The sequence below is a fragment of the Kosakonia beeri genome (genome assembly GCF_054165705.1).
The window spans coordinates 3,724,977-3,750,418 of record NZ_CM135106.1 but is presented as its reverse complement, the minus strand read 5'-3'; the positions used below and the strand labels follow the sequence as shown (position 1 = coordinate 3,750,418).

Here is a 25,442-nt window from a genome sequence, read left to right as displayed (position 1 = left end):
GCCTTACCCTTGCGGGCGGGCCAGCGCAGCAATTTCCGCCTGCCACGGCGTAATATCGCCGAAGTTGGCCGCAACCCACTGCGGGTTATAGTAAGTATCAAGGTAACGCTCGCCGCTGTCGCACAGTAAGGTCACAATCGAGCCGCTGCGCCCTTCATCACGCATGCGTGCGGCAAGCTGCAGCGCACCCCACATATTGGTACCGGTAGATGCCCCCACTTTTCGTCCCAACTGCGTCTCCAGCCATTGTGCGGTCGCAACGCTGACTGCATCCGGTACGCGAAGCATTTCATCTACCACATCGGCAATAAAAGAAGGTTCGACACGCGGGCGGCCGATCCCTTCGATTTTGCTACCCACCGGGCTACGCAGGCTGGCGTCACGTTGCTGCCAGTAGTCGAGAAACACGGAGTTTTCCGGATCAACGACCATCAACTGCGTACTATAGCCCTGGCTGCGAATATAGCGGCCAATTGTGGCGGAGGTGCCGCCGGTACCGGCGCTCATCACAATGTGATCCGGCACCGGGTGCGGTTCGTTTTTCATCTGCCGGAAGATGCTGTCGGCAATGTTGTTATTGCCGCGCCAGTCGGTAGCGCGTTCTGCGAAGGTAAATTGATCCATATAATGGCCATTCAGCTCTTTCGCCAGGCGCTCAGATTCGGCGTAGATTTCACACGCGCTGTCAACAAAGTGGCAGCGACCACCGTAAAACTCAATTTGTTCAACTTTGCGCTTCGCCGTGCAGTACGGCATAACCGCAATAAAGGGCAAACCCAGCAGACGGGCAAACCATGCTTCTGAAACGGCGGTAGATCCGGAAGAAGCTTCTATAATCGTTGTGCCTTCTTTGATCCAGCCATTACACAAGCCATACAGGAACAGCGAACGCGCCAGGCGGTGCTTCAGGCTGCCGGTCGGATGGGTACTTTCATCTTTCAGATAAAGGTTAATTCCCGGTAATGCTGGCAGCGTCAGGCGGATCAGATGTGTATCCGCTGAGCGTTGCGCATCGGCGTTAATCTCATTAATGGCGTATTTAACCCAACTGCTGTTCATGGTGCTTTTCCGTTTGTCATTTTGTGCCCAGTCTAGCGAAAGCGAAAGAAAAAAGGGTTGCCATTTAGCCTTTGATATAGACTAAAAAGAGAAATATTTTCTCCAGGAGTGAGGGATGTTAGATAAAATTGACCGTAAGCTGCTTTCCCTGTTGCAACAAGATTGCTCACTCTCTTTGCAGGCGCTGGCAGATGCCGTTAATCTGACCACCACACCCTGCTGGAAGCGTCTTAAGCGTCTGGAAGACGACGGGATTGTGCTCGGTCGGGTGGCGGTGCTGGATGCGGAAAAACTGGGTTTAAATCTGACGGCGTTTGTGCTGATCAAAACCCAGCATCACAGCAGCGACTGGTATTGCCGCTTTGTCAGTGAAGTAACGCAAATGCCGGAGGTGCTGGGCTTCTGGCGTATGGCAGGGGAGTATGATTACCTGTTGCGGGTACAGGTCGCGGATATGAAACGCTATGACGACTTCTACAAGAAGCTGGTGAATAGCGTCCCGGGGCTGTCAGATGTCACTTCTAGCTTCGCCATGGAACAGATAAAATACACCACGGCTTTGCCCATTGAATAACCCTCCAGGCTGTAAACCGACAGCCGGAAAATCACGTTCAGGATGTAACCGCGTGCGATTATTTGCTCAGTTAGGCTGGTATTTTCGCCGGGAATGGCGACGCTATCTCGGCGCAGTAGCCTTACTTATCATCATTGCTATCTTGCAACTTATCCCACCGAAAGTCGTGGGGATTGTTGTCGATGGCGTCACTAAAAATCATTACACCACACAACAGGTGTGGATGTGGGTAGGCTTACTGGTCGCTGTTGCGGTGATCACCTACCTGTTGCGCTATGTCTGGCGCGTCTGGCTGTTCGGTGCCTCCTATCAACTGGCCGTTGAGCTGCGAGAGGATTTCTACCGCCAGCTCAGCCGTCAGCACCCTGAGTTCTATCTACGCCACCGTACTGGTGATTTAATGGCACGCGCCACCAATGACGTTGACCGGGTGGTGTTCGCGGCGGGCGAAGGGGTGCTGACGCTGGTGGATTCGCTGGTGATGGGCTGTGTAGTGCTGGTGGTGATGTCGACGCAAATCAGCTGGCAATTGACGCTGCTGTCGTTGCTGCCAATGCCGATTATGGCGGTGGTAATCAAACGCTACGGCGATCAGCTGCACCAGCGCTTTAAGCTCGCGCAGGCGGCGTTTTCCGCCCTAAACGATCGCACGCAGGAGAGCATGACCAGCATTCGTATGATCAAAGCTTTTGGTCTGGAGGATCGTCAGTCAGCGCTGTTTGCCAGCGAGGCGGCGGATACCGGGGCAAAAAACATGCGTGTGGCACGGGTCGATGCGCGCTTCGATCCGACTATTTATATTGCCATTGGCATGGCCAATATGCTGGCGATTGGCGGTGGGAGCTGGATGGTGGTGCACGGGAGTTTGACCCTCGGGCAACTGACCAGTTTTGCCATGTACCTCGGCCTGATGATCTGGCCGATGCTGGCGCTAGCCTGGATGTTCAACATCGTTGAACGCGGTAGCGCAGCTTACAGCCGGATCCGTGACATGCTGGCGGAGCTGCCGGTAGTGACGGACGGCAGCGAACCCGTGCCGGAAGGGCGCGGCAACCTGACGATTGCCATCCGCGAGTTCCGCTACCCGCAAAGTGAAAATGCGACGCTGAACAACGTCAGTACGGTGCTCGCACCAGGTCAGATGCTGGGGATTTGTGGGCCAACTGGCGCAGGGAAAAGTACGCTGCTGTCTTTGATCCAACGTCATTTTGATGTCACTGCGGGCGAGATCCGTTTTCACGAGACGCCGCTGCCGCAGCTGAAACTGGATGCATGGCGCAGCCGCCTGGCGGTAGTAAACCAGACGCCGTTTCTGTTTTCTGACTCTGTCGCCGCCAACATCGCGCTGGGCAAACCCGGTGCCACGCAGGAAGAGATCGAACATGTGGCGCGGCTGGCCAGCGTGCATGAAGATATTCTGCGCCTGCCGCAAGGCTATGCGACCGAAGTCGGCGAACGCGGTGTGATGCTCTCCGGCGGGCAGAAACAGCGTATTTCCATTGCCCGCGCCCTGTTGCTGAATGCCGAGATTTTAATCCTTGATGATGCGCTCTCTGCGGTTGACGGACGCACCGAACACCAAATTCTGCATAACCTTCGCCAGTGGGGGGAAGGACGCACGGTGATCATCAGCGCACACCGTTTGTCGGCGCTGACAGAAGCCAGCGAAATCCTTGTCATGCAGCATGGGCATATTGCCCAGCGCGGCCAGCATGAGCAACTGGCGCGCCAGCCCGGCTGGTATCGCGATATGTATCGCTACCAGCAGCTGGAAGCTGCGTTAAATGATGTACCGGAGGAGGCCGTCGATGCGTAATTTTGGTAAGCAGTGGCCCACCCTCAAACGTCTGCTTAAGTACGGTTCGCCGTGGCGTAAACCGCTGGCGAAAGCCGTGGTGATGTTGTGGGTCGCGGCAGCCGCGGAGGTCTCCGGGCCGGCGCTGATAAGCTACTTTATCGACAATATGGTGGCAAAAAATAACCTGCCGCTTGCGCTGGTTGCCGGGCTGGCGGCTGTTTACGTCGGTCTGCAATTTCTGGCGGCGCTGCTGCACTATTCCCAGTCGCTGTTGTTCAACCAGGCTGCAGTGGGTGTGGTGCAACAATTGCGGACTGACGTGATGGATGCCGCGCTGCGTCAGCCCTTAAGCGAGTTCGATGTTCAGCCGGTCGGGCAAATTATCTCCCGCGTGACGAACGATACGGAAGTGATCCGCGATCTCTACGTGACGGTGGTGGCAACGGTGTTGCGCAGCGCGGCGCTGATTGGCGCGATGCTGGTGGCGATGTTCAGCCTCGACTGGCGCATGGCGCTGGTGGCGATGGCGATCTTCCCGGCGGTGCTGATTGTTATGCTGATTTACCAGCGTTACAGCACGCCGATTGTGCGGAGAATGCGCGCTTACCTTGCCGATATCAATGATGGCTTTAACGAAATCATTAACGGCATGAGCGTGATCCAGCAGTTCCGCCAACAGGCCCGCTTTGGCGAGCAACTCGGCGAGGCCAGCCGTTCGCACTATATGGCGCGGATGCAAACCCTGCGGCTGGATGGTTTTTTACTGCGCCCGCTGCTGAGCCTTTTCTCTGCGCTGGTGCTGTGTGGCTTGCTCATGCTGTTTGGTTTTTCTACCGTTGGTACGGTGGAAGTCGGAGTGCTCTATGCCTTTATCAGTTACCTTGGCCGTCTGAATGAGCCCTTGATCGAACTGACTACCCAGCAGTCGATGTTGCAGCAGGCAGTGGTTGCCGGTGAACGCGTGTTCGAGCTGATGGATCGTCCGCGCCAGTCTTACGGCGAAGACGAGACGCCCTTGCGCAGCGGCGCTATTGACATCGACAATGTCTCGTTTGCCTACCGTGAAGATCAACTGGTATTGCAGGACATTTCGTTGCATGTAGAGCCGCGTAGCTTTGTTGCGCTGGTCGGGCACACCGGTAGCGGTAAGAGCACGCTGGCCAGCCTGCTGATGGGCTACTATCCCTTAACGCAAGGGGAGATCCGCCTCGACGGGCGCCCGCTGGCCGCGCTGAGCCACAGCACGTTGCGTAAAGGCGTTGCGATGGTGCAGCAGGATCCGGTGGTACTGGCAGACAGCTTTTTTGCCAATGTGACGCTGGGCCGTGATATCAGCGAAGCGCAGGTTTGGCATGCGCTGGAAGTGGTGCAACTGGCGGAACTGGCGCGCGGAATGAGCGAAGGTATTCATACCCGGCTGGGTGAGCAGGGCAATAACCTGTCTGTGGGGCAGAAGCAGTTACTGGCGCTGGCGCGGGTGCTGGTGGAAACGCCACAGATCCTGATCCTCGATGAAGCCACGGCGAATATCGACTCGGGTACCGAGCAGGCGATCCAGCATGCACTGGCGGCAGTGCGTGAAAAGACTACCCTGGTGGTCATTGCGCACCGGTTGTCGACTATTGTCGAGGCCGAAACCATTTTGGTGCTGCACCGCGGGCAGGCGGTAGAACGGGGTACGCATCAGCAACTGCTTGAAGCGAAAGGGCGCTACTGGCAAATGTATCAATTACAACTGGCGGGCGAAGAGCTGGCGGCCAGCGCCAGGGAAGAGTCTCTTACCGCCTGATGCACCAAAAGTAAGCGCACCTGTGACAGTCATCGCTGTTGGTGCAAAAAAATAACGCACCATGCACTGTCATGGTGCATTTTTTCTGACCAGGAACATTCCGAGCGGCAACCTCTCATTCCCCCTTATCGCCTTTTCTCTGGCTACACGCGCTAACAAGCTGAAATCCTCTCTGTTTTCATTTTTGGCACACCGCTTGCAAAGTCTATTGCGTATTAGCTGCGGCCATTATCGAATTCGACTGGAGGGGGATGTATGAAGCTGGTTACCGTGGTGATTAAACCATTCAAACTCGAAGACGTTCGTGAAGCACTGTCTTCAATTGGTATTCAGGGGCTGACCGTGACGGAAGTGAAAGGTTTTGGCCGTCAGAAAGGTCATGCCGAGTTGTACCGCGGTGCGGAATATAGCGTCAATTTCCTGCCGAAAGTGAAAATTGATGTGGCAATTGCTGATGATCAGCTCGATGAGGTTATCGATGTCATCAGTAAAGCGGCCTACACCGGAAAAATTGGCGACGGCAAAATTTTCGTTGCCGAGCTGCAACGCGTCATTCGTATTCGTACCGGCGAAGCCGACGAAGCGGCCCTGTAATACCTGGCACACAGTGATAGGGATGGAAAAATGAAGAACACAACACTAAAAACAACGCTCGCTTCACTGGCCTTGCTGCCAGGTCTGGCTCTGGCGGCCCCGGCCGTTGCAGACAAAGCGGATAACGGCTTTATGATGATCTGCACCGCACTGGTGCTGTTTATGACAATCCCTGGCATTGCGCTGTTTTACGGCGGCCTGATCCGCGGTAAAAACGTCCTCTCTATGCTGACGCAGGTTGCGGTAACGTTCGCGCTGGTGTGCATTCTGTGGGTGGTGTATGGCTATTCGCTGGCTTTCGGCGAAGGCAACAGCTTCTTCGGCAGCTTTAACTGGGCGATGTTGAAAAATATCGAACTGACCGCCGTGATGGGTAGCATCTATCAGTACATTCATGTTGCCTTCCAGGGCTCTTTTGCCTGCATTACGGTCGGCCTGATCGTGGGCGCGCTGGCGGAACGTATTCGTTTCTCTGCGGTGCTTATTTTCGTGGTGGTATGGCTGACGCTCTCTTATGTACCGATTGCGCATATGGTCTGGGGCGGTGGTTTGCTGGCAACCCATGGCGCACTCGATTTCGCGGGCGGTACGGTTGTCCACATTAACGCCGCGATCGCCGGGCTGGTCGGTGCCTACCTGATTGGTAAACGTGTCGGTTTTGGCAAAGAAGCCTTCAAACCGCACAACCTGCCGATGGTCTTCACCGGCACGGCAATCCTCTATGTCGGCTGGTTCGGTTTTAACGCCGGTTCCGCAAGCTCTGCTAACGAAATCGCAGCGCTGGCCTTTGTGAATACCGTCGTGGCGACCGCGGCGGCGATCCTCTCCTGGGTGTTTGGCGAGTGGGCTATGCGTGGTAAACCTTCGCTGCTCGGTGCCTGTTCTGGTGCGATTGCCGGTCTGGTTGGCATTACTCCGGCTTGCGGTTATGTCGGTGTTGGCGGCGCGCTGATTATTGGTCTGATCGCTGGTCTGGCGGGCTTGTGGGGTGTCACTGCTCTGAAGCGTATCCTGCGTGTTGATGACCCGTGCGACGTCTTCGGTGTGCACGGCGTCTGTGGCATCGTGGGCTGTATTCTGACCGGGATCTTCGCCTCAACCTCTCTTGGTGGTGTAGGCTTCGCCGCTGGCGTAACCATGGGCCACCAGTTGTTGGTGCAACTGGAAAGTATCGCGATCACTATCGTGTGGTCGGGTGTGGTGGCCTTTATCGGTTACAAACTGGCTGATATGACCGTGGGCCTGCGCGTACCGGAAGAGCAAGAACGTGAAGGGCTGGATGTGAACAGCCACGGCGAAAACGCCTACAACGCCTGAATGCATTGCGTTATCTCCTGAGCATAAAAAAGCCTCCCTTCGGGAGGCTTTTCTTTCTCTGCCACACCCCTGCCAGCAAGGGTGACATGATTGCCCACAGTGGTGTCAGTTACGGTTACGCATTACCCCTTCCTGCACAGTCGAGGCGACCAGCACACCGTCCTGGGTGTAGAACTCACCGCGCACAAAGCCGCGCGCGCTGGATGCCGAGGTGCTTTCCACGCTGTAGAGCAGCCATTCGTTGATATTGAACGGACGATGGAACCACATCGAGTGGTCGATAGTCGCCACTTGCATACCGCGCTCCAGAAAACCCACGCCGTGCGGCTGTAAAGCAACCGGCAGAAAGTTGAAGTCAGACGCGTAGCCCAGCAGGTACTGGTGCACGCGAAAATCTTCCGGTACCAGGCCATTGGCGCGGATCCACACCTGGCGCGTCGGTTCAGCCACATGGCCTTTTAACGGGTTATGAAACTCTACCGGGCGGATCTCCAGCGGTTTGTCGCTGATGAACTTCTCTTTGACCACAGGCGGCAGCAAATGTGAGAGATCGCGGGCGATTTCGGTTTCCGACTTCAGTGAATCGGGTGACGGGGCAGGTGGCATGGTTTTTTGATGTTCATACCCCGGCTCGGGTGCCTGGAAAGAGGCCGTCATATAGAAAATAGGCTTACCGTTTTGCACAGCAGCAACGCGACGGGCGCTAAAGCTGTTGCCATCCCGCAGGACTTCCACATCGTAAACAATTGGTTTCTGACTGTCGCCCGGACGCAGAAAGTAACTGTGAAAAGAGTGAACCAGACGATCGACCGGGACCGTCTCTTTTGCTGCATACAGTGCTTGCCCCACAACCTGGCCGCCAAACACCTGGCGCAGGCCTAAATCTTCGCTCTGCCCACGGAACAGACCTTCTTCAATCTTTTCCAGATTTAATAATGCCAGCAGATTAGTAAGCGCTTGACTCATAGATTTCCTCAACATAAATAACAGCCGACAAAGCGAATGACAGGTTGATTATAACCTGGAAATGAAAGTGGTCCGATGGGTGCAATAATCTGAATAGAAGGGGGTTTACAGGAAGAAATCGCGGATATGTGCCACACTTGTTCTCGTTACGATGGTTTAACCACACACATGCTGGCAGGGGTGATCCTGCCGGTGCATTGAAGATAAGGAGAACTCAATGAAACTCGTGCACATGTTAAGTGGTTTAGCAGTGGCTGTTGCACTGTCTGCCTGCGCCCAACGCGGCGGGGATATTCCTACACCTGCACCGAATCCGAACGCGCCAGCGGCGACCAATAAACCGGCCATTACTCAGCCTAATGTTTCTGGTTCGGTTTGGATCCGCCAGAAAGTGGCGCTGCCGCCGGACGCCGTACTTACTGTCACCGTTTCCGATGCGTCGCAGGCCGATGCCCCGTCCAAAGTGATTGCACAGAAAGCGGTGCGCACAGAAGGCAAACAGGCACCTTTCAGCTTCGTGCTGCCGTTTAACCCGGCGGACGTCCAGCCGAATGCCCGTATTTTGCTGAGTGCGGCCATCACGGTTGACGATAAAATCGTGTTTATTACCGATACCGTGAAACCGGTGATCAACCAGGGCGGTACCAAAGTTGACCTGACGCTGGTGCCCGTACAGCAAACCGCAGTGCCTCTGCAGCAGAGCGGCGGTGCGGCGACCACGGTACCCTCGACGTCACCAACGCAGGTAAACCCGTCTGAAGCCACGCCGGCACCGACTCAGTATTAATCCCCCGTGCTCCTCTCCTGTGGAGAGGAGCCGTCAAAACTGCCAGCGATAGCGCTGCATATCGATTTGCCCACTTCCCGACACGATGACACCCTCGGTCAGTAATGCCTGGCGTTGACGCTGCAGATCCGGTCCCGTTAGTGAAATGCAACCATGGCGGTTCACCACACGGTGCCACGGCAGCGTGCTGCCTTCGGGTAAGCGTTTAAGTACGCCGCCAACTTGTCTCGCTGCTCGCGGCGAACCCGCCAGACGCGCCACGTCGCCATAAGTCGTGACGTAGCCTTCCGGTATGGCAGCAACAATTTGCCAGACGCGTTGAGGAAAGGAATCTTCGTTATCCATCATCGGTTCCTGAAGGGAAGAAGGTGCAGCATAAACAGCGTTACGCAGGCTGTGAAGTGCGGATTGTGCAAGAAACCAGCATCCGTCCGGGCGCGGCTTGCATTTGCCACCCCGGATAGGGATAATGCGCCAGCGCGTTGGTTAACAACGCTCTCAATGGGGGCTCTGTTGGTTCTCCCGCAACGCTACTCTGTTCACCAGGTCAGGTCCGGAAGGAAGCAGCCAGGGCAGAAGACGTGTGTGCCGGGATGTAGCTGGCAGGGCCCCCACCCATTTGTGCTTCACGTAGCTGAATAGCGCAAATATCCCACCGTACCCTGACAACCGCCGTCTGAAGGGTGGCTGACCCCGTCAGAGACCGGCACTTCAGAAAAATCAAACGGTGATACGCCTTCAATACACGCGACATTCACACCATACTGATCCGGGTTCGACCGCCTCTGGTGAAAGGTGTAAATACCGCAGACAGAGCAAAAATAGTGCACGGCCTGCTGCGTATTAAAGCGATATTCGGTTAATTTTTCCTGCCCCTTTATGATGTGTATTCCGGATAGCGGAGCAGAAACCGCTACCGCGCCACGCATGCGGCAAAATGAACAATTGCAGCGGCGCACGGTGTTAAACCCATCACTCAGTTGCACGGTAAATACCACTGCGCCGCAATGGCATTGTGCCTTTAGCCTTTCTGACATGGTTTCTCCTGGTTAGTGAACATCAGATGCTTCAACCTTAGCCTTTTTATGCTGCTGCGCCAGGCTGTAACAGCGTTGCGCTTTGTCTGCGCAAAAAAAACGGGTAGGGTTAGCCGTGGCGTTTTCGCCCGCCGTTGTTCACCAAAAAAGCACAGGATAAACAGGAAGGGAAATGCGTAAATTTCTGATGGTATTAACATTATCAATGTCCACCGCATCGTATGCCGCCACCTTGCATTCGGGGGTCTATGAAGAGCTGCAGCTTGCTGTTTCTCCCGCCGGAGATATCACCGGTTACTATTCTGAAACCATGGGCCAGGGCGTCACGCGTACCTGTGCATTTGCACTGGCAGGGAAATCAGGCACGTCGCAGGAAGCGGAGATACGCAGTTGGTCGTCAGACGTGCTGCCGGGGCACCTTACCGCAACGGACAAAGGCGTAATATTACGTATCCCGCAGGGGCAAACTCACGATGGCTGCATGAATGTGATGGTGCCGCTGATAGATGAGGGGCTGGAGCTGCAGAGTACGCGGCAGACTCACTGGTCGTCGATGATGGAAGTCTCCGGTGAGCGCGTCTATTTAAGCAGCTCACCGGATGTCGCCACGCGGCGTAAAGCGTGGATTGTCCAGGGCGATGTGGTCGGTGTGCTGAAAAGCCAGTCAGGCTGGACGCAGATTGAGTATGTGAGCGAAAGCGGTAAAAGCACCATCGGCTGGGTAGAAAACAGTGCGATTAAACCCCTAACACCGCCTGCGCCATGATCGTCACACCACGCTCCGTTTGACCTGCGGGTGATGCTGGTTAAGCGCCATCCACAGCGGCTTGAGCCGCAGCAATGCGTGCTCAAGCGTTGTTGGCTCCAGTGCAAAAGGCATTCGCAAATAGCGTTCAAATGCGCCCGACAGGCCAAAACGCGTGCCGGGCCCAAGGTGAATGCCTGTGCTTTCTGCCCGCGCAGCAAACGGTGTGGCCAGCCTGTCAGGCAATTCTACCCAGAAGGAAAGTCCGCCTTCAGGCATCTGAAACTGCCACTGCGGAAAGTGCTCGCGTAGTAATAAGGCGCAGCGATCGCGACGCGTTTTCAGTACCCGTCGGTGATCCGGCAAAAACGTCTGCGCGTTTTCCATCAGCCACTGCGTCGCCAGCTGTTCCAGCAGCGGCGATCCCAGATCGAGTGTGTCGCGAGTCTGCACGAGTGCGGCGATAGTGCGCGATGAGGCGCGGATCCAGCCCAAACGCAACCCTCCCCAAAAACTTTTGCCTGTCGACCCCAGTGTGATCACCGAGCCTTGCGCGTCAAATGCGGCCAGCGGCGGGGGTGGCGGGGCGTCGTACCAAAGATCAACCATGGTTTCATCCACCACCAGCGTGGTACGCGTCCGGGCGGCAATAGCGGCGATGGTTTCCCGCGTCGCGCTATCCATGCAGCGTCCGGTCGGGTTGTGGAAATCCGGCATCAGATAGGCCAGCCGCGGTGCGGTTTGCGCCAGCGTAGCGGCAAAGCCGTCACTGTCCCAGCCATTTTGCGGGAGCGATACCCCCACCGGCCTACACGACGCGCCCTGGATCGCGGCGATCGCCAACGGATAGGTCGGGTTTTCGACCACCACGCGATCGCCAGGCCCGGTGAGCAGGCGCAGTACCAGCGCCAGGCCGCTGACCGCGCCATTGACGATCATCACCTCATCTGCGTGCGTCGGCAAACCGCGCTCGCAATACCGTGCGGCAATGGCCTCACGCAGCGGCAACACACCGAGCTGACCATAGCCGGTTTGCGAAAGCCATGGGGCCATCGCATTGAGGGCATGGGTATACGCCTGGTGAATATGCGGCCCGGCGCTGAGTGCGGCAGTAGAAAGGTCCAGTGCGTTACCCGCGGTACTGAGCGTTGGGACGCTGCCGCTCTGCGGCAGGATCACACGCGAGCCGCTGCCGTGTCGGCTTTCCAGAAACCCCTCATCGCGCAGGTGCGCCAGCGCGCTGGCGATGGTCGTACGGCTCACGGCAAGTGTGGTAGCCAGTTCCCGTTCCCCTGGCAAACGGCTGTCCACGGCCAGTCGGCCATCAAGGATCAACAAACGCAGGGCATCTGCAAGCTGACGCCAAAGCGGCGTGCGTGAAGTGGGTTGTTGCCAGTGCCCCAACAGACGCTGTAGTGACTGGCTACCAAATCGGCGGGATGACATATGCAGTCCACTTTCTAAAAACTGGACATTAATCATAATGCCATTTCCGGTAAAGATGAAAGCCTGAACAGCCGGAGAACGAGAATGTTACGTCGATTACTGCAACTCTATATGGGTTTAGTCCTTTACGGTGTTTCCACTGCCATGTTTGTGCGTGCGGATCTGGGTGCCGATCCGTGGAATGTGTTCCATTTGGGCGTCGCGAAGCTGCTGTCTCTGGATATCGGGACGGTAATGATCGTCACTGGCGTGCTGGTGCTGCTGTTGTGGATCCCGATTCGTCAGCGTCCCGGATTGGGTACGATCAGTAACGTGATTGTGCTTGGCCTCGCTGCCGATGCGGCGTTGTCGTTGCTCCCGCAGCCCGATACGCTGGTAGCGCGTAGCGTGCTGCTGGCCGCAGCCATTGTGGTGAATGCCATTGCCACCGGCATGTATATTGGCGCCGGGTTTGGTGCCGGGCCGCGTGACGGTCTGATGACCGGCATTCATGCCCGCACGGGCTGGTCGGTGCGGAGTATTCGCACCACGATTGAGATTTCGGTGCTGTCGGTTGGCTGGTTACTCGGCGGTACCGTTGGGGTGGGAACGGTGTTGTACGCCCTGACCATTGGCCCGCTGATCCAGATCTGCCTGCCATGGTTTCAGCAAAAGCCGCAGTCAACGCCGGAGCCGCAAGCTGAAGCAGTTCGTTAGAAGGTGCGTTTAACACGGTGCATTCCTTAGCGTCCAGACCCTAAATTTCGTAGTGAAGCGGGCGGTTTACTTTACTGAAAAGATAAAGGATTCTGGTACGACTTAAGAATTTTCCTGGTTACCCGAAAAGGCACGCCACGTGAAACATCCCTTTCTGATCGTGATGGCAGCAACCCTGTTTGTGGGTTGCGCCGCACAAAAACGCACCATTCCAGTTCAGAACTATCAACTTATCGCTGCGCAAGAAGTCGCCGCGAATAAATGTGCTGAACTGGGGTATATGGATTTCCAGGTTGCCGCCGCTGCGAAGAATTTTGCCGCTCAGGCTCTGAATAGCTGGGCCTACGATCCACAAGCCTACCAGTCCGCATTCGCGAACATGACCTCACGCGCTGCCGTAGCACCGCCGACAAAAAGTCAGTGTGACGCTTTTTCTGTCTCCGTCATTCAACACAGCCAGCAACAGCAGCAGGCGTATCAGCAACAACAGCTGGCGCTACAGCAACAGCAGCAACTGAATCAATCTTTACAGGCTATTCAGAACGCCGCACCAAAAACCACTTACTGTAATAAAATTGGCTGGCAGACCGTATGTAACACCTACTGACAGGCATACCTGTATAAAGGAGCGACACGTATGGCAACACCTCCGCTGGAAACCGAACGGCTTCTTCTTAAGCCCCTGGTGTCGGAAGATGCGGCGCAAATTCAGCGCATCTTCCCGCGCTGGGAGATTGTGCGCTACCTGATCGCCAGCGTTCCCTGGCCTTATCCCGAAGGCGCGGCACAGCACTATGTCGATAATGTGGCGCTGGCAGCCAGTAAAGAGGGGAAAGGCTGGTACTGGACGCTGCGGCGAAAAGCGGAGCCTGATGTGTTACTGGGAGTCATCTGTCTGATGGATCACCCCGACAACAATCGGGGTTTCTGGCTGGTACCGGAATGGCAGGGGCAGGGGTATATGAGTGAGGCCTGTCGTGCCGTAAACGAGTATTGGTTCAACGTTCTCGATCGGGAGGTGTTACGGGCACCCAAAGCCGTGGCGAACACCCGTTCGAAGAAGATCTCCGAGCGCAGCGGCATGCGGATGATCCGCATTCAGAAAGGGGACTATGTTGCTGGGGAGTTAGAAACAGAACTGTGGGAAATCACCCGTGACGAGTGGCAAAAAATTAACCGCTGAAACCAGTCAGCCTTAACTGGCTGGCCGGATAAGCCTGCTGCTGCACACTATATTTATTTGTTTAAGATTATACTGTCATGTAATTGAAATATTACCTTCATTTAAATGTCATAAAAATATGGCAATTTTATTGTGGGTGTTTTTAAGTTGTTATAAATTTGAAATATATTTCTGGATCACTTTCATAAGTTCGTGTATTAATTAGCATGCTTATTCACACGAGAAGGGATAACCATGACCAGTGCGGTATTAAACGTAAAAATTGATGAAGCGCTAAAAGAAAAACTTCGTCATTATGCCGAAGTGAATAGTGAAAATTTAAGCACGGCGACAGAGAAACTGCTGCTGCTGGCGTTCCAGGCAGTAGAAGAGGCGGGAGTATCGGAAGAAGATGTTGATAATCAACATACTGAAGAAGAGAGTACTGCTCCGTTAAATCCCAAGGAAATTAAAGCATTACGTAAACTTCTGAAGAAGAAAAAATGACTCAACAACTGCTCGAAACGGCCAGTAACTATGGTGAAGCCTGCGACATGTTGCGCTCTGGCTACGTAAAACAAGTTCGACTGGACTGGAATATTGGAAGCGATGAGTTTTTCCGCATCGCCTCTGACTGGTGTGACGCAGGTGCAAAAATTAAAAAAGAGGGAAGCAGCTTTATTATTTCCATTAAGGGTTTCCCTATTCCGCGTCAGCAGTAATTTATTTGTCATGAAACCGTCATTGAACTTGCATTGAAAAATGTGACGATGGTTCGACAATTACATTAAAAACCATCTCAAAACACATTACGGACGATGTTTACGGCGAGCCATCTTTGGCTCGCCGCTATTTCTTTTGCTGTCGGCAAATATAAATATATTCGCGCTTATGGCTATCTCCACTGACGCCTCTCACAGGCGTAGCCGGGCAAAACAGGTATACTGGCGCAAATCATTGCAGCCAGGATGCGCCATGAAAACCATTACCCTTTATGACGTCGCTACGTTGGCCGGCGTCTCATACCAGACCGTTTCTCGCGTGATCAACGATGCAGAGCACGTTTCGGCGCGTACCCGGCAAAAGGTGCTGGCGGCGATGGCCGAACTGCATTACGTACCGAACCGTGGGGCGCAGCAGTTAGCCGGAAAGCGCAGTAAAACGCTGGGGCTGCTGACCACCGATCTGGCGCTGCATGCGCCTTCGCAAATTGCCTCTGCGGTTAAATCACGCGCCGGGCAGGCCTCTGCCAGCGTCATTATCTCTATGCTGACCCAACATGATGCCGCCAGCTGTTTAGCCGCATTGCAGGAACTGCTGGCCCAGCGGGTTGACGGGGTACTGATTAATCTCCCGCTGGATAACGCACTGGCGGAGCAACTGGCAGCGCAGGCAAAGCCGACGCCGGTGCTGTTTCTGGATGTCAGTGAAACTGCGGCGGTCAATAGCCTGGTTTTTGACGCCGGCCAGGGGGCGCGCCTGGGAGTTGAACATCTGCTCTCCCTTGGTCACCAGCGTATCGCGCTATTGGGCGGACCAGAAAGCTCTGTCTCTGCCCGGGCGCGCTTCAGCGGCTGGCTGGCCGCGCTCAGGCAAGCCGGCATCGCGCCTTGCGCCGAGGCGCATGGCGACTGGAGTGCGGCATCTGGTTATGAGAAAGCGCATACCTTACTCAGCGGCGGCAGCCTGCCGCAGGCAATTTTGGTGGCTAACGATCAGATGGCGCTGGGCGTATTACGTGCCTGTGCGGAAAAAGGGATGACGGTGCCGGGGCAGATCTCGGTTGTGGGCTATGATGATACGGCGGACAGCGCCTGGTTTTCGCCGCCGCTGACCACCGTGCGGCAGGCCTTCAAACAGGCGGGAGAGCAAAGTGTGGACTGGTTACTGAAAGCGCCTGAACCAACGGATATGCTCAGTCAGATCCTTTTACCGGTGATGCTGGTTGAACGCCTTTCAAGTGGCCCGGCGCAAACGCAAGAGGTCAGTGGTGAACTGCTTGCCCGGCGTTTATATGAACTGGCGCAGTTAGCGGCTTTGCTGGATCGCCGCTAAGGCTTTTGTGATCCCTTTCGCTTTCAGCGCCGCAGCCGCTTTACCTGTGATAGATATTGCGGCATTGTGACTTAAATTGTGAGCGCTTCGCAAAAAATAGAGGATTTTATGTCTGCATCCGCATTCGGTTCATTGCTATCCCGCCGCGACTGGGAAAATCCGGTTATCACAAACTGGCATCGTCTGCCTGCTCATGCACCGTTACAAAGCTGGCGTGACGAGCAAAGCGCGCGTGATAATGTAGCATCACCCGCCCGGCGGCTACTGAACGGCTTATGGCGTTTCAGCTTTTTTGCAGCGCCGGAAGCGGTACCGGCCAGCTGGATAACCGAAGATTGTGCAGATGCGGTAGACATGCCCGTGCCTTCGAATTGGCAAATGCAGGGCTTTGATACACCGATTTATACCAATGTGACCTACCCCATCCCGGTCAATCCGCCTTTTGTTCCGGCAGAAAACCCTACCGGTTGTTACTCGCTCACATTTGAAGTCAGCGAACAAGCGTTGGCGCAGGGGCAAACGCGAATTGTGTTCGATGGCGTGAACTCAGCACTTTACCTGTGGTGTAACGGTCAGTGGGCCGGGTATTCGCAGGATAGCCGTTTACCGGCCGAGTTCGATCTTAGCGGTGCGTTGCGCGCCGGTGAAAACCGCCTGGCGGTGATGGTGCTGCGCTGGTGTGACGGCAGTTATCTTGAAGATCAGGATATGTGGCGGATGAGCGGCATTTTCCGTGATGTTTCGCTCCAGCATAAGCCCGCCACGCAGATTGCGGATTTTCATTACACAACTGAACTGAACGCAGAGATGAACCATGCCTGGCTGAAGGTACATGCGCAACTGGCAGGGGCATTTAGCGGTTGCCGTGTGGCATTTACTCTGTGGCAGGGCGCGGAAAAAGTGGCTTACACCGAACAGATCCCGGGCAGTGCGATTGTAGATGAACGCGGCGGGTGGGACGAACGCCTGAGCGTGGCGCTACCGATCGCCTCACCGCGGCTGTGGAGTGCGGAAACGCCGCACCGCTATCGTCTGACGTTAAGCCTGTTCGACGAGCACGGCGCGTTACTGGAAACTGAAGCCTGTGATGTGGGCTTTCGCAAGGTGGAAATCGATCAGGGTTTACTCAAACTTAACGGCAAACCGTTGCTGATACGCGGTGTTAACCGTCATGAGCACCACCCGGAAACGGGGCAGGCTATTGATGAAGCGACCATGCGGCGTGATATCGAACTGATGAAACAGCACAACTTTAATGCCGTGCGCTGTTCTCATTACCCTAACCATCCGCTGTGGTATCGCCTGTGTGATGAGTACGGTTTGTACGTCGTGGATGAGGCGAATATTGAAACGCATGGCATGGTGCCAATGAGCCGGCTGTCGGATGATCCGCAGTGGTTGCCCGCCATGAGTGAGCGTGTAACGCGTATGGTGCTACGCGATCGCAACCATCCATCAGTCATTATCTGGTCGCTGGGCAATGAATCCGGCCATGGCGCCAGCCATGATGCGCTCTACCGCTGGCTGAAAACCACCGATCCGACGCGTCCGGTGCAATACGAAGGCGGCGGTGCCAATACCGCAGCGACAGACATTGTCTGCCCAATGTATGCCCGCGTCGATCAGGATCAACCTTTCCCGGCGGTGCCCAAATGGTCGATCAAAAAATGGATCGGTCTGCCGGATGAAACCCGCCCGCTGATTTTGTGCGAATACGCTCATGCCATGGGCAATAGCTTTGGCGGTTTTGCCAAATACTGGCAGGCATTTCGCGCCACACCGCGTTTGCAGGGCGGCTTTGTCTGGGATTGGGTCGATCAGGCGCTCAGCAAAACCGATGCCAGCGGCATGTCTTTCTGGGCTTACGGAGGCGATTTTGGCGATACGCCAAACGATCGTCAGTTCTGCATGAATGGGCTGGTATTCCCGGATCGCACCCCGCATCCGGCGTTGTATGAAGCTCAGCGCGCACAGCAGTTTTTCCAGTTCAGCCTGGCGAGCACCACGCCGCTAGAAATTGACGTGGAGAGTGAGTATCTGTTCCGCGCCACCGACAATGAATATCTCCGCTGGGCCGTGGTGCGAGAGGGCGAGGTGCTGGCGCAAGGCGAAACCGTGCTGAATATTGCGCCGCAGGGCAAACAACGGATCGCGCTGGCCATTCCTGAACTTGAAAGCGCGCCGGGCGATGTGTGGCTGAATGTCGACGTTTACCAGAGAGCGGCCACGTCGTGGTCCGGCGCTGATCACCGCTGCGCCTGGGATCAATGGCGGTTGCCGACGCCGCTTTATATCACGCCGCGTCTCGCCAGCGCCCCCCGTCCACAGCTAGAGGTGAATGAACAGACGTATGATATCTGCCATCAAAACCAGCGCTGGCAGTTCTGCCGCCGCAGCGGCAACCTGGTGCAGTGGTGGCGCGACGGGCAACCCACTCTGTTGGTACCGGTGAGCGACTGCTTTAGCCGTGCGCCGCTGGATAACGATATCGGCGTGAGCGAAGCCACGCGTATTGACCCCAACGCCTGGGTTGAGCGCTGGAAAGCCGCCGGGATGTATGATTTGCGCGCGGAGCTGCTGGATTGCACCGTTGAAGAACGGGCCAGTGAGGTGGTTGTGACCACGGTTCACCGCTGGTCTGGCGCAGGGAAGAACGCTTTTGTCAGCCGGAAGATCTGGCGTATTGATGGCCATGGTGTGCTGCAGGGGGACGTGGAGGTGCAGGTGGCCGGCGATATTCCTCCGCCTGCGCGCATCGGGCTGGTTTGTCAGCTGGCTGATATCCACCCTACCGTTAGCTGGCAAGGGCTGGGGCCGCATGAAAACTACCCTGACCGTAAGCTGGCGGCGCGCCAGGGGCAGTGGACGTTACCGCTAGCCGCACTGCACACGCCGTACATTTTCCCTGGCGAAAATGGTCTGCGCTGCGAGACGCGATCCCTGCGTTATGGCGCGCACCAGTTGAATGGCGATTTCCATTTCTCGCTGGGGCGCTATAGCGACCAGCAGTTACGCGAAACCACACATCACCATTTGCTGCGTGAAGAGCAGGGCTGCTGGTTACATTTGGATGCCTTCCATATGGGGGTCGGCGGTGATGATTCGTGGAGCCCGAGCGTATCGCCGGAGTTTATTCTCAGCAAGGAGAGGGTGCGTTACGCCTTTTGCTGGCGGCAGGACTAAACTTATCGGGCCTGATGCAGCGGGAGTGTCCCGCTGCACAGTCACTCGGGGGCTGGCTCATGAAGTATGTTGATGGTTTTGTGGTTGCCGTTCCGGCGGGCAAAAAAGAAGCCTACCGCCAGCTGGCGGCAAAAGCTGCGCCGTTATTTAAAGCGTTTGGTGCGACACGGATCGTGGAGTGCTGGGCAGATGAAGTGCCCGACGGGCAGCTCACCGATTTCCGCCGGGCGGTTAAGGCGCAGGAGGATGAAGAGGTGGTCTTCAGCTGGATTGAATACCCGTCGAAAGCGGTACGCGATGCCGCAAACCAAAAAATCATGTCCGATCCCCGCATGCGTGAACTGGGCGACGAGATGCCTTTTGACGGCAAACGCATGATCTACGGCGGGTTCATGCCCATTGTCGACGAATAAATCCTTCAGGACACTTTGGTAAACAGCGCCTTGCGCTCAAGCACATCGCCATCGGTACGGAACACGCCTCCACCCACGTAGTGCAGAGTCTGCGGCCAGCTGGGCTGCGGATTAACCCGTGCGGCAACCACTTCAAAAATAAAAAAATTATAGTTATCGACCAGCGCATCATCATAGAGACGGCATTCAAACTGGCCGAAACACTCCTTGATCGAAGGTGCCACCACCTGCTCGCTTTTCTCGGCGGTCAGGCCAAACTGGCTGAATTTATCCACCTCTTCGCCCGTACTGTTGCCAATCCGCGCAACGGTGTCGATCATCTTCGCTTCTGGCAGGTTAATGACACACTCGCCGCTGTGCCGGATGCGCCCGAAACTGGCATTGCCCGCCGAAATCATGCAGCCGACCAGCGATGGCGAAAATGCGAGGATCGTGTGCCAGCCTAAGGTCATGATATTGTGCTGGCCCTGCCAGCAACTGCTGAGCAGTACTACCGGGCCAGGCTCCAGCCAGTGCCGGACGTCATGCAGCGGCCAGGATTGCTTTTTCATTCTGCGTCCTCCGCGTGTTAAGCCACTTTAAACAGTAGCAAATCAGCGGGACAGCAGGTTATTTTCTGCCCAATGGATAAACGCTTCCGTTGGCAATGCTTTGCTGTAAAGCCAGCCCTGACCATATTCCACGCCATACTGCTTGAGCCATTGTAACTGGCCTTCCGTTTCGATCCCTTCCGCAACCATCGCCAGCCGCAGTGCTTTGGCCATCTCAATGATATGCGGGGCGACGGTCTTGTATTCCAGCGCATCGACAAACGACTTGTCGATTTTAATGATGTCCACATCCAGGTTTTGTAGATAACTCAGGCTGGAATAACCGGTGCCAAAATCATCAATATAAATGGCGTGGCCCGCCGCCCGTAGCGCATTAATTGCCGGGCTGCTCACGGAAGGATCGGCAAAACCGCGTTCGGTAATTTCAAGGGCAATTTGGGATGGAACCAACTGCCAGTGGGCAATATGCCGCGCCAGTTGTGCGGGCAGGCCGGGATTGAGTAAATCAGAGGGCTCAAGGTTAATTGAAATGTGCAGTTCCGGGTGTTGCTGTAACCAGCGCCCCATATCGTGAAACACCGTGTCGATGATCAATTGTGTCAGTTGCGGCATCAAGCCGCTGTGCACAGCCAGCGGGATAAAAATATCCGGCGTGAGCACCGTGCCATCCTGCTGCTGGCAACGCGCCAGCGCTTCGGCCCCGACAATACGACCGCTGTCCAGTGCGACAATCGGTTGATACACCATGGTGATTTCACGGCTGCGGATGGCATCCTGCAATTGCGACGTTGGCGACTGCAAACGGCGCAGCACACGCAACAGTAGCAAGGCAATCAACACACTGATCAGTAAACCGAACGGCAGCCAGATCATCAACAACCGGTGCCAGTTTTGCGTCAGCGGTGCCAGCGAAGCCCAGGTAACGATCGCGAGCCCCATGTCTGCGTCGCGCAGGATAGCGTAAGCTGAACCGTCGATTTGCATCGTCTTTGGCCCGTCCGGCATGATATTGGCCAGCACTTTCATATCCAGTTTTGCGCTGCCAGCAATGATCTGATGGGTTTTGGTGCTGATCAGCGCGACATTCACGGGCCAGGCGCCAAACGACAGGACATCAATAAATGACATTGGATCGATCATCACCACGTGATGCTCCGTCCCGATGGCTATCATGTATTGCGACAGTCCCAGGTCGTTATGGCGCGTCAGCCAGGCGCGGAAGCCGTCGTCGGTGATTTTTTCCGGCGCGGGGAACGGGGGAACGTGGCTGTTTACCTCCAGCGATGAGCAGACCGGTTGCAGCCCGTTCATATAAATCGCTTCGCGCACATAGCGCCAGGAATAAGAGGTACGGCGCATCGCCAGCAAGTGCTCTGGTGAACAAGGGGGGCCGTTAAAGCTGTCCAGCTGCCGTAGCGCCTTTTTGCTCTGGTTGACGACGCGCTGCGTGCGCATGTCGGCCAGGCTGGAATAGGTTTCCAGCTCATTCATAAAGGTTTCTTCAGCCTGACGGTGCGTAACCCATACACTCAGCCCTACGGGCATGAAAAAGGCGAGCACCAGCACGCCTGTAATAAGACTCACCAGTTGTCGGTTCGTCATCACCAAAAATCCCTCTTTGATACTGATAAACGTAAAGTATCTTTAAACAGCTGATGTTATAACACGGCGCAGTGATTGTTTTCTTTCAGGACCGGATGGATGAAGAAAAAAGATTTCGTGACTCAGGATTTGCTAAGCAAAATTTATCAAATCAGCGAGCCAGGCCCGCGTAAACTCCCTCCTGAAAGACAGCTTGCTCAGGAGTATGGTGTGTCGCGCTTTACCGTCCGTCAGGCGGTGGAGAAACTGGCCAGTATTGGCGTGGTGCGTATTGTGCAGGGATCCGGGATCTGGATTAACGAGCAAGCACGCAACAACCCGCTGGTGTATAACTCGATCACGGAAAAACGCTTTGATCAGATCCGCTTTCGCCTGATAAGCCTGCATAAAAAGCGCCCGGATCGCGATGAGCAGCAAATGTTTGGCGTCGATGATGACAGTTTTATCTGGCAATTTTGCCGCTTGCGTTATGTGGATGAGCAGGCGGTGCAGATCGAAGTGTCCCGCATGCCAGTGGCCGGGTTTACGGATTTAAATCAACAGGTGATTGAAAGTTCGTTGCAGCAATATGTGTTGAGTAAGGGCTACCGTATTTCGCACATGCTCACCACCTATCGCGCGGTGAGCGTCAGCCGCGAACAGGCAACATTGCTGGGCTGTAAAAAAGGGAGCCCGGCAATGCATATTAACAACCGCGGCATTCTCGAAGGCGGGCAGGTCTATGCGGTCAGCGACATTATCGATATCAATTACACCTGCACCTACATTATTCCCCATAACCGCGAAAACCTGACGTTCCGCCAGGGGGGCGGATAAGCTTTACGGAGTATGGATCGCGCCGTCTGCAAGGCGGCTTTGCGTCCACTCATGTGGCCGATAAATCCCCGGGCAGGCCAGCGCCTGTCGTTCATCAAACCCGACGCCAATACCCGGCGTTTCGGTGGCATAAACAAACCCCTCTTTAACCTGCGGTGCGCCGGGGAATACCGCATCAGTACGGGCGGAACGGGGGATGTACTCCTGGATCGCAGCATTATGCAGATGAATATTAAGATGGGTGTTCACCGCCACGCCAATCGGCGTCATATCGCCGGGGCCGTGCCAGGCCAGGCGCACACCGAAGGCCTGGCACAGAATCGCCAGTTTTAATGCCGGAGTAATGCCGCCAATTTGTGAAATATGGCAGCGAATAAAATCAATACGGCGATGAACAATCAGATCGTGCCACTCCGCCGGGTTATTAAACAGTTCACCCATCGCCAGTGGCGCACTGCTGTGCTGGCGCACCTGTTCCAGCCATGCGCTTTGCGCAGGGGGCAAAATGTCTTCAATAAAATAGGGCTGGTACGGTTCCAGCTGTTTCGCCAGTTGTACCGCCTGTTGCGGGAACAGACGTTCGTGGACATCGTGCAAAAAATGCAACCGAAAACCGTATTTCTCACGCAGCGCTTTAAACATTTCCACGGTGTTGGTCATGTACTCCTGCTGATCGTAATACGCCCCGGCAGTGGGGTTTTCCGGCGTGTGCAGGTTGGCTGGCGTCCCGCCGTAAAAACCTAACTGGCAGCGGATATGGCGATAACCCTGTGCAACCAGCGTATCCACCGCGCTGAACAGCTCTGGCAGTGTTTCTCCACTGGCATGACTGTATGCGGCGATAGCATCGCGGGATTTGCCGCCCAACAGCTGGTAGAGCGGCATGCCCGCCAGCTGGCCTTTGATATCCCACAGCGCCATATCTACGCCGGAAATGGCGTTATTCATTATCGGGCCATTACGCCAGTAGGCATTTACATTCATCATTTGCCACAGGTCTTCGATGTGGTTAGCGTCGCGGCCTGTCAGCAGAGGTTTTAAATATTCATCGACCAGCGTTTTCACCGCCAGCGGACGCTGCTGGAACGTTGCGCAGCCGTGCCCCGTCACGCCTTTATCGGTAGTGACCCGCACCGTGACCAGGTTATGGCGATCGGGGCGGGTAATAAAACATTCGATATTTTGGATAAGCGTCGGCGTCACGGAGACTCCTTAAATAGCATAAAGTGAGTAAGCAATGGCTATTATCTTCGCCCTAATTTTGGCGAAAGGTAAACCCTTTTATTGAATAAAATTTTTGGTCAGCTATTTATTATTTATTTAATTAAAAACCAGACCAATTTGCAGTTTTATCTGTGTTATTGCTCTTTGTGGTAGCGAATTGTGATGAGATTCATATTTTATTGGTTTGTTTTCGCGTTTTGATTTCTTTACCCTTTATAGCCATGATTAAAACGACAACCATCCGGCAGGAGTTTTTATGGGGACGCAAGAAGCCATCAGCAATATTATTCGTCTGGTCGGCGGACGGGATAATATCAATAATGTCTGGCACTGTATGACGCGCTTACGTTTCTCGCTGATTGATGACAATAAGGTCGATCAGAATGAGATAAAAAAACTGCCGGGCGTACTCGGTGCGCAGCTGCAAAGCGATCAGTTCCAGATTGTAATTGGCCCAAAAGTTAACAACTGGTATGAACAATTGCTCGCTATGCTGGGCAATGCACCGGACCAGGCTGTTGCGCAGGGCAAGAGCCGTAAAAGTCTGGTCTCAATGTTTATGGACACGGTTTCCGGTGTTTTCGGGCCGATAGTACCGGCGATAGCCGGGGCCGGGATGATTAAGGGGCTGCTGGCCGGGTTAATTGCGTTGAAGGTAGTGTCGGCCAAAAGCGATACCGTGATGATCATTGATTTGATCGCCAGCGGTGTTTTCTATTTTCTGCCTTTTTTCCTTGCGGTGTCTGCAGCGAAAATCTTTAAAACCAATGAATACCTGGCTGCCGCCATCGCGGCATGCCTGATGTATCCGTCGTTAATTGAGGCCGCGAAAGCGCTCGCGGCGCATCAGGAAGGGGCGACCAATGCCTTGTGGTTGCTCGGTGCAATTCCGGTATCGGTGTTTAACTATTCCGCCAGCGTGATCCCGGTTATTTTCTCAATTCTGGCGCTCAGCTATATTCACCGCTGGGTCGACAGTATTATGCCCGATGTGCTGAAAACGGTATTTACCCCCACGCTAACGCTGTTTCTTGGCGCACTGGCAGCGCTGGCGGTGATTGGCCCGATCGGTATTTACCTGGGCAAAGGGCTGGCGCTGTTTATCGAAGGGTTATTCGGGGTTTCCGCCAGTTTTGCCGGCCTGATTGTTGGGGCTATTCGCCCGGTTGCGATCCTCACCGGGATGCACCACGCCATGACGCCTATTGCGTTGCAAAACTTTAGCGAGCATGGCTTCGACATGCTGATGCCAATGATGTTTATGGCCAATATGGCCATTGCCGGGGCCACGTTCGCTATCTGGCGGTTGAGCAAAACCCGTGAGGATAAAACGGTCACACTGTCGGCGGCCATCTCCGCGCTGCTGGGCATTACCGAACCGGCACTGTTTGGGGTGCTGACCCGTTATAAAAAAGCGTTTATCGCTGCAACCGTTGCCAGTTCCCTGGCCTCGGCGTTTATCGCATTCTTCGGCGTACGGCTGTATGGCTATATTCTGTCGAGCATTTTCAGCTTACCGGCTTATATCGGCCCGTACTTTATTTTTGCCCTCTCGGGCGTAGCGATGGCGCTGGTATTGTCATTTGTCCTCACGACAATGCTGGTGGGGAAGGGAATGCAGGAATAAC

Annotated in this window: 25 protein-coding genes and 1 other RNA gene; 18 read left to right on the top strand and 8 right to left on the bottom strand. The window is 55.1% G+C overall.

Features of this window, described 5'->3' with window-relative positions; genetic code table 11:
* Positions 1-3 precede the first annotated feature (3 nt).
* A complete protein-coding gene (locus ACUY4S_RS17770) occupies positions 4-1,059 on the bottom strand; it encodes a PLP-dependent cysteine synthase family protein (RefSeq protein ID WP_458022039.1) in 1,056 nt (351 codons plus the stop codon).
* A gap of 115 nt (positions 1,060-1,174) precedes the next feature.
* Here ACUY4S_RS17770 and ACUY4S_RS17765 point away from each other — a divergent pair, with 115 nt between their 5' ends.
* From ACUY4S_RS17765 to amtB, 5 genes are all read left to right on the top strand, one after another.
* Positions 1,175-1,633, top strand: coding sequence for an Lrp/AsnC family transcriptional regulator (locus ACUY4S_RS17765; RefSeq protein ID WP_312689032.1), 459 nt, complete (start codon positions 1,175-1,177; stop codon positions 1,631-1,633).
* 52 nt (positions 1,634-1,685) lie between these two features.
* Positions 1,686-3,449, top strand: a complete 1,764-nt coding sequence (locus ACUY4S_RS17760) for a SmdA family multidrug ABC transporter permease/ATP-binding protein (protein WP_458022038.1) — start codon at positions 1,686-1,688, stop codon at positions 3,447-3,449.
* A complete protein-coding gene (locus tag ACUY4S_RS17755; RefSeq protein ID WP_312689036.1) occupies positions 3,442-5,220 on the top strand; it encodes a SmdB family multidrug efflux ABC transporter permease/ATP-binding protein in 1,779 nt (592 codons plus the stop codon). Before ACUY4S_RS17760 ends, ACUY4S_RS17755 begins: the two co-directional genes overlap by 8 nt.
* A gap of 255 nt (positions 5,221-5,475) precedes the next feature.
* Entirely contained in the window at positions 5,476-5,814 is a 339-nt protein-coding gene (glnK, locus tag ACUY4S_RS17750; RefSeq protein ID WP_002891893.1) for a P-II family nitrogen regulator, read from the top strand.
* Positions 5,815-5,844: 30 nt separating this feature from the next.
* Entirely contained in the window at positions 5,845-7,131 is a 1,287-nt protein-coding gene (amtB, locus tag ACUY4S_RS17745; protein ID WP_312689038.1) for an ammonium transporter AmtB, read from the top strand.
* 105 nt (positions 7,132-7,236) lie between these two features.
* Here amtB and tesB read toward each other — a convergent pair whose 3' ends face one another.
* Positions 7,237-8,097, bottom strand: a complete 861-nt coding sequence (gene tesB / locus ACUY4S_RS17740; protein WP_312689040.1) for an acyl-CoA thioesterase II — start codon at positions 8,095-8,097, stop codon at positions 7,237-7,239.
* 217 nt (positions 8,098-8,314) lie between these two features.
* Between tesB and ACUY4S_RS17735 the strand changes: the two genes are divergently transcribed.
* Positions 8,315-8,884 (top strand): YbaY family lipoprotein, encoded by a 570-nt coding sequence (locus tag ACUY4S_RS17735; protein ID WP_312689042.1) that lies wholly within the window; start codon positions 8,315-8,317, stop codon positions 8,882-8,884.
* A 33-nt stretch (positions 8,885-8,917) separates the two neighbouring features.
* Here ACUY4S_RS17735 and ACUY4S_RS17730 read toward each other — a convergent pair whose 3' ends face one another.
* Positions 8,918-9,229, bottom strand: a complete 312-nt coding sequence (locus ACUY4S_RS17730) for an MGMT family protein (protein WP_458022083.1) — start codon at positions 9,227-9,229, stop codon at positions 8,918-8,920.
* Positions 9,230-9,395: 166 nt separating this feature from the next.
* Here ACUY4S_RS17730 and ffs point away from each other — a divergent pair.
* An RNA gene (gene ffs / locus ACUY4S_RS17725) (signal recognition particle sRNA small type) lies at positions 9,396-9,492 on the top strand.
* An 18-nt stretch (positions 9,493-9,510) separates the two neighbouring features.
* On the opposite strand, the gene ACUY4S_RS17720 is transcribed toward ffs, so the two are convergent.
* Entirely contained in the window at positions 9,511-9,921 is a 411-nt protein-coding gene (locus ACUY4S_RS17720; RefSeq protein ID WP_312689044.1) for a GFA family protein, read from the bottom strand.
* A gap of 172 nt (positions 9,922-10,093) precedes the next feature.
* Here ACUY4S_RS17720 and ACUY4S_RS17715 point away from each other — a divergent pair, with 172 nt between their 5' ends.
* Positions 10,094-10,687, top strand: coding sequence for an SH3 domain-containing protein (locus tag ACUY4S_RS17715; protein WP_312689045.1), 594 nt, complete (start codon positions 10,094-10,096; stop codon positions 10,685-10,687).
* A gap of 3 nt (positions 10,688-10,690) precedes the next feature.
* On the opposite strand, the gene yczR is transcribed toward ACUY4S_RS17715, so the two are convergent.
* Positions 10,691-12,112 (bottom strand): MocR-like transcription factor YczR, encoded by a 1,422-nt coding sequence (yczR, locus tag ACUY4S_RS17710; protein ID WP_458022037.1) that lies wholly within the window; start codon positions 12,110-12,112, stop codon positions 10,691-10,693.
* Between the two features lie 84 nt (positions 12,113-12,196).
* Here yczR and yczE point away from each other — a divergent pair, with 84 nt between their 5' ends.
* From yczE to ACUY4S_RS17670, 8 genes are all read left to right on the top strand, one after another.
* Entirely contained in the window at positions 12,197-12,808 is a 612-nt protein-coding gene (yczE, locus tag ACUY4S_RS17705; protein WP_312689048.1) for a membrane protein YczE, read from the top strand.
* Positions 12,809-12,947: 139 nt separating this feature from the next.
* Positions 12,948-13,415, top strand: a complete 468-nt coding sequence (locus ACUY4S_RS17700) for a hypothetical protein (RefSeq protein ID WP_312689050.1) — start codon at positions 12,948-12,950, stop codon at positions 13,413-13,415.
* A 30-nt stretch (positions 13,416-13,445) separates the two neighbouring features.
* Positions 13,446-13,991, top strand: a complete 546-nt coding sequence (locus ACUY4S_RS17695; protein WP_312689052.1) for a GNAT family N-acetyltransferase — start codon at positions 13,446-13,448, stop codon at positions 13,989-13,991.
* A gap of 234 nt (positions 13,992-14,225) precedes the next feature.
* Complete coding sequence (locus ACUY4S_RS17690; RefSeq protein ID WP_312689054.1) at positions 14,226-14,477, top strand: hypothetical protein; 252 nt, start codon at positions 14,226-14,228, stop codon at positions 14,475-14,477.
* Positions 14,474-14,692, top strand: a complete 219-nt coding sequence (locus ACUY4S_RS17685; RefSeq protein ID WP_312689055.1) for a hypothetical protein — start codon at positions 14,474-14,476, stop codon at positions 14,690-14,692. The genes ACUY4S_RS17690 and ACUY4S_RS17685 overlap by 4 nt, the downstream gene beginning before the upstream one ends.
* 253 nt (positions 14,693-14,945) lie before the next feature.
* Positions 14,946-16,025 (top strand): LacI family DNA-binding transcriptional regulator, encoded by a 1,080-nt coding sequence (locus ACUY4S_RS17680; protein ID WP_458022036.1) that lies wholly within the window; start codon positions 14,946-14,948, stop codon positions 16,023-16,025.
* A gap of 108 nt (positions 16,026-16,133) precedes the next feature.
* The gene (locus ACUY4S_RS17675; RefSeq protein WP_458022035.1) at positions 16,134-19,208 is read left to right on the top strand and encodes a beta-galactosidase; all 3,075 of its coding nucleotides are present in this window, start codon (positions 16,134-16,136) and stop codon (positions 19,206-19,208) included.
* Positions 19,209-19,267: 59 nt separating this feature from the next.
* On the top strand, positions 19,268-19,621 hold the full coding sequence (locus ACUY4S_RS17670) for a DUF1428 domain-containing protein (RefSeq protein WP_312689061.1): 354 nt from the start codon (positions 19,268-19,270) through the stop codon (positions 19,619-19,621).
* Positions 19,622-19,626: 5 nt separating this feature from the next.
* Here the strand turns inward: ACUY4S_RS17670 and ACUY4S_RS17665 are convergent, their stop codons facing one another.
* Together ACUY4S_RS17665 and pdeB are read right to left on the bottom strand one after the other, a co-directional pair.
* Positions 19,627-20,172: a flavin reductase family protein gene (locus ACUY4S_RS17665; protein WP_458022034.1), complete on the bottom strand. Its 546-nt coding sequence runs from the start codon at positions 20,170-20,172 to the stop codon at positions 19,627-19,629.
* Positions 20,173-20,214: 42 nt separating this feature from the next.
* Positions 20,215-21,774: a cyclic di-3',5'-guanosine monophosphate phosphodiesterase PdeB gene (gene pdeB, locus ACUY4S_RS17660; protein ID WP_458022033.1), complete on the bottom strand. Its 1,560-nt coding sequence runs from the start codon at positions 21,772-21,774 to the stop codon at positions 20,215-20,217.
* Between the two features lie 99 nt (positions 21,775-21,873).
* Between pdeB and ACUY4S_RS17655 the strand changes: the two genes are divergently transcribed.
* Entirely contained in the window at positions 21,874-22,590 is a 717-nt protein-coding gene (locus ACUY4S_RS17655; protein WP_312689064.1) for a GntR family transcriptional regulator, read from the top strand.
* A gap of 3 nt (positions 22,591-22,593) precedes the next feature.
* Here ACUY4S_RS17655 and ACUY4S_RS17650 read toward each other — a convergent pair whose 3' ends face one another.
* Positions 22,594-23,793, bottom strand: a complete 1,200-nt coding sequence (locus ACUY4S_RS17650; protein ID WP_458022032.1) for an enolase C-terminal domain-like protein — start codon at positions 23,791-23,793, stop codon at positions 22,594-22,596.
* Between the two features lie 277 nt (positions 23,794-24,070).
* On the opposite strand from ACUY4S_RS17650, the gene ACUY4S_RS17645 reads away from it, so the two are divergent.
* Positions 24,071-25,441 carry a PTS transporter subunit EIIC gene (locus ACUY4S_RS17645; RefSeq protein ID WP_312689067.1) on the top strand — a complete coding sequence of 457 codons (1,371 nt, stop codon included), beginning with the start codon at positions 24,071-24,073 and terminating at the stop codon, positions 25,439-25,441.
* Position 25,442 lies beyond the last annotated feature (1 nt).